The 3932-nt window shown below is 61.5% G+C and carries 4 protein-coding genes and 1 pseudogene; all 5 read right to left on the bottom strand.

From position 1 onward, the window contains the following. Positions 1-97: 97 nt before the first annotated feature. Positions 98-982 (bottom strand): oxygen-dependent coproporphyrinogen oxidase, encoded by an 885-nt coding sequence (gene hemF, locus ABI_RS15555; RefSeq protein ID WP_006273992.1) that lies wholly within the window; start codon positions 980-982, stop codon positions 98-100. A 51-nt stretch (positions 983-1033) separates the two neighbouring features. Continuing rightward, positions 1034-1681, bottom strand: a complete 648-nt coding sequence (locus ABI_RS15560; RefSeq protein ID WP_006273993.1) for a 3-oxoacid CoA-transferase subunit B — start codon at positions 1679-1681, stop codon at positions 1034-1036. After that, positions 1681-2400: a CoA transferase subunit A gene (locus ABI_RS15565; RefSeq protein ID WP_006273994.1), complete on the bottom strand. Its 720-nt coding sequence runs from the start codon at positions 2398-2400 to the stop codon at positions 1681-1683. Before ABI_RS15565 ends, ABI_RS15560 begins: the two co-directional genes overlap by 1 nt. A 133-nt stretch (positions 2401-2533) precedes the next feature. Then, entirely contained in the window at positions 2534-3754 is a 1221-nt protein-coding gene (locus ABI_RS15570; protein ID WP_006273995.1) for an NAD(P)/FAD-dependent oxidoreductase, read from the bottom strand. Continuing rightward, a pseudogene (locus tag ABI_RS24545) lies at positions 3754-3932 on the bottom strand (bifunctional methylenetetrahydrofolate dehydrogenase/methenyltetrahydrofolate cyclohydrolase); the annotation flags it as partial. The pseudogene ABI_RS24545 and the gene ABI_RS15570, both read right to left, overlap by 1 nt.

Raw genomic sequence — 3932 nt, forward strand, 5'->3', positions numbered from 1 at the left:
GTCTGTTGGAAAATAATCGCTTAATGAGTTCGGATGCCATCGCGCAAAGTCATGAAAATCATGATTCGCGCCGATTCGATTAGTTTCCAACGGGGCCTTAAGGCCATTTCACCACGGGCGGCATGGATGACATGATCGAGGCGACATTGCCTCCGGTCTTCAGTCCGAACAGGGTGCCGCGGTCATACAGCAGGTTGAACTCGACGTAACGGCCGCGCTGGACCAGTTGCGCCTCGCGTTCATCCTCGCTCCAGGCCTGGCTCAACCGGTCGCGCACGATCTGCGGATAGGTGGCGAGGAACGCCTGGCCTACCGCCTGGGTGAAAGCGAAGTCGGTATCGTGGTCGCCGCTGTTGAGGTGGTCGTAGAAGATTCCGCCGACCCCGCGTGGTTCATTGCGGTGGGGCAGGTGGAAATATTCGTCGCACCATGCCTTGAAGCGCTCGTAATAGGTCGGATCGAAGCGGTCGCACGCGTCCTTGAAGGCGTTGTGGAACGCCACGGCGTCGGGGGCATCCTGATGCCGGTCCGCTGCCATCAAGGGCGTCAAATCCGCGCCACCACCGAACCAATCCGTCGTCGTGGTGATAAATCGCGTGTTCATGTGCACGGCCGGTACATGCGGATTGTGCATGTGGGCAATCAGCGAGATGCCGGTGGCGAAGAAGCGCGGATCCTCGGCCGCGCCGGGAATCGACTTGGCGAACTCTGGCGAGAAGGTGCCGTGGACGGTCGAGATGTGAACGCCCACCTTCTCGAACAGGCGGCCTTTCATGATCGACATTTCACCGCCGCCGCCTTCAGCGCGGTCCCAGGGCGTGCGTACGAATCGGCCGGCGTTGCCGTCATAGAGTGAGGCCGGCGCCTCGTCTTCGAGGGCTTCGAACGCCGCGCAGATCTGATCGCGCAGTGAGCGGAACCAGGCCGCCGCCGCAGTCTGGCGGTCGGTCAGGGTTTCGGTGGAAAGGGCAGCTTGGGTCATGACGCCGCTATAAACCGCTACGCTGCCACCGCAAAGCGCCGATTTGCCGCATCAACCGCGCAAAGCGACCTCATAGGCCGCTTCGGTCTTGGCGGCGATTTCCTCCAGGGTCACCTCGGGTGCCAGTTCAATCAGCACCAGGCCGGAACCGTCCGGCTTGACGTCAAAAACGCCCAAATTGGTGATGATCAGATTGACCACCCGCGTACCGGTCAGCGGCAGGGTACAGGCCTTCAGCACCTTGGACTCGCCGTGCTTGTTGGCGTGCTCCATGACGACCACGACCTTCTTGACCCCGGCGACCAGGTCCATAGCGCCGCCCATGCCCTTGACCAGCTTGCCCGGGATCATCCAGTTGGCGATGTCCCCGTTTTCAGCCACTTCCATGGCGCCGAGAATGGTCAGGTTGATATGTCCGCCGCGGATCATGGCGAAGCTGTCCGACGATGAGAAGTAGGCCGTCTCGTCCAGTTCGGTGATGGTCTGTTTGCCGGCATTGATCAGGTCGGGGTCGACTTCATCATCGAACGGGAAGGGGCCCATGCCCAGCATGCCGTTTTCCGACTGGAAGGTGACGGTCATGCCTTCGGGGATGTAGTTGGCGACCAGGGTCGGAATGCCGATGCCCAGATTGACGTAGTAGCCGTCCTGCAATTCCTTAGACGCGCGTTCTGCTAATTGATCACGACTCCAGGGCATCAGATGGTCTCCTTGGCGCGAACTGTACGTTGTTCGATCCGCTTCTCAAAGGTCGCCTGCACGATGCGGTCGACATAGATGCCGGGCGTGTGGATGTTGTCGGGATCGAGCGATCCGACCGGCACGATCTCCTCAACCTCGGCGACGCAGACCTTGCCGGCCGTGGCCATCATCGGGTTGAAGTTGCGCGCGGTCTTGCGGAAGACCAGGTTGCCGCGGGTATCGCCCTTCCACGCCTTGATGATGCTCAGATCGGCGACCAGGCCGGTTTCCAGCACATACTGGCGGCCGTTGAAGTCCTTGGTCTCCTTGCCGTCAGCTACGATCGTACCGACGCCTGTAGCCGTGTAGAAGCCCGGAATGCCGGCGCCGCCGGCGCGGATACGCTCGGCCAGGGTGCCCTGCGGATTGAATTCGAGTTCCAGCTCACCAGCCAGATACTGCCGCTCGAATTCCTTGTTTTCACCGACATAGGAGCTGATCATCTTGCGGATCTGGCGGGTGGTCAGAAGCTGACCGAGGCCGAAGCCGTCGACGCCGGCATTGTTGGAGATGACGGTCAATCCGGTGGCGCCGCTGTCGCGCAGGGCGGCAATCAGGTTCTCCGGAATACCGCACAGGCCGAAGCCGCCAGACATGACGGTCATGCCGTCGAACGTCAGGCCTTCGAGCGCGGCTTTAGCGTCGGCGAAGACTTTGGGGGAGGTGGGTGTCGGCATCAGGTCCCTCTTATGTTCTGAGGTCGTGTAATGGCTTTGTCAGGCGAAGTCACGCAGATTTTAAACGATCGTTGAAAGTCTGCGTGTTCGCTTTCGGGGCGAATTAAGCGCAATTTTGTGCGCTGCGAAAGAACTATTTTGCCAAATAGGGTTTCAGCGAAGCTTCCGCATCGGCGATGACCGTTGCGTCGACGGTAATGCCCTTGGCGATGAGCAGCTTGGCGGACATGAAATCGGCCGGGCGATTGACGCATTCTGCCGTCAGAACGCGACTGCCGCCGTCGAGATGAAAGACGCTGAACGATCCCGTCGCGGGATCGCCACGGACAACCGCGTGGGTCTCGGGACGTAGCAACCCGGCGATCTGGAGCTTGAACTCATACTGATCCGACCAGAACCAAGGTGTCTCGACCACCGGCGGTTTGTAGCCGGTGATCGCGGCGGCGGCCTGTTTGGCCTGCTCCAGCGCATTGGGTACGCTTTCCAGCCGAAAGCGGCCGTCATAGAAGGGCAGGGTGCGCGAGGTGACGTCCCCGATGGCGAAAACGTCAGGCGCCGAGGTGCGCGCCTCGGTATCGACCACAATACCGTTGGCGCAGGCGATCCCGGCGGCCTGGGCCAGGTCGTCGGCCGGCAGGGCGCCGATGCCAACGAGCAGCAGGTCGAAGGCGTAGGTACGGCCATCCGCAAGGTGCACGATTTTTTCGTCGCCGGCGCCCAGGGACAGTTCCGTGACGAAGGCTTCTGTGACCAGACGTACGCCGCGGCCCAGATGCATGTCGGTGAAGAAGTCCGACAGAGCGCGCGACGCGACGCGGGCCAGTATGCGCGGCTCACGTTCGAACAGGGTGACTTCGCACCCGAGATGACGAGCCGATGCGGCGACCTCCAGGCCGACATAGCCTGCGCCGATCAGGCCGATGCGATGTCCTGGCTGCAGCGCGCCTTTCAGTCGTTCGGCATCGTCCAGCGAGCGGAGCAGATGATGTGGTACCGTCTGGGTGCCGGGAATGTCGAAGGGGCGGGCCTTGGAGCCTGTGGCCAGGATCAGATGATCGAACGGAAGGTTTTCGCCGTCGCTCAAGGCGACACTTCCGTTCGAAATGGCGTTAGCACGTGTGTTTAATCGCGTTGCAATGCCTTGATCTGGATAGAAGTTTTCATTTCGTAAGTACACATCGTCCAGGCGGGCATCGCCCTTCAGCCACGCCTTGGACAGCGGCGGGCGCTGGTAGGGGAGATAGGGTTCGGCGCCAATCAGGGTAATGTCGCCCTCGTAACTGTACTGCCGCAGGAACCCGGCGGCTGCGCCGCCGCCATGGCCAGCGCCGACGATGACGACCCCGCCGGCCATCAGACGCCGCCCGGAATGGCGAGACCGTTCTGCAAGCAGAAGGCCTTGACGGTGTTGTTCAGCAGGCAGGCGATGGTCATCGGCCCGACGCCCTTGGGCACTGGCGTAATCGCCAGGGCGCGTTCTTTGGCACCGTCGAAATCGACATCACCCACGACCTTCGATTTTTGGGCCATCC

This window comes from Asticcacaulis biprosthecium C19 (genome assembly GCF_000204015.1).
GTDB lineage: Bacteria > Pseudomonadota > Alphaproteobacteria > Caulobacterales > Caulobacteraceae > Asticcacaulis > Asticcacaulis biprosthecius.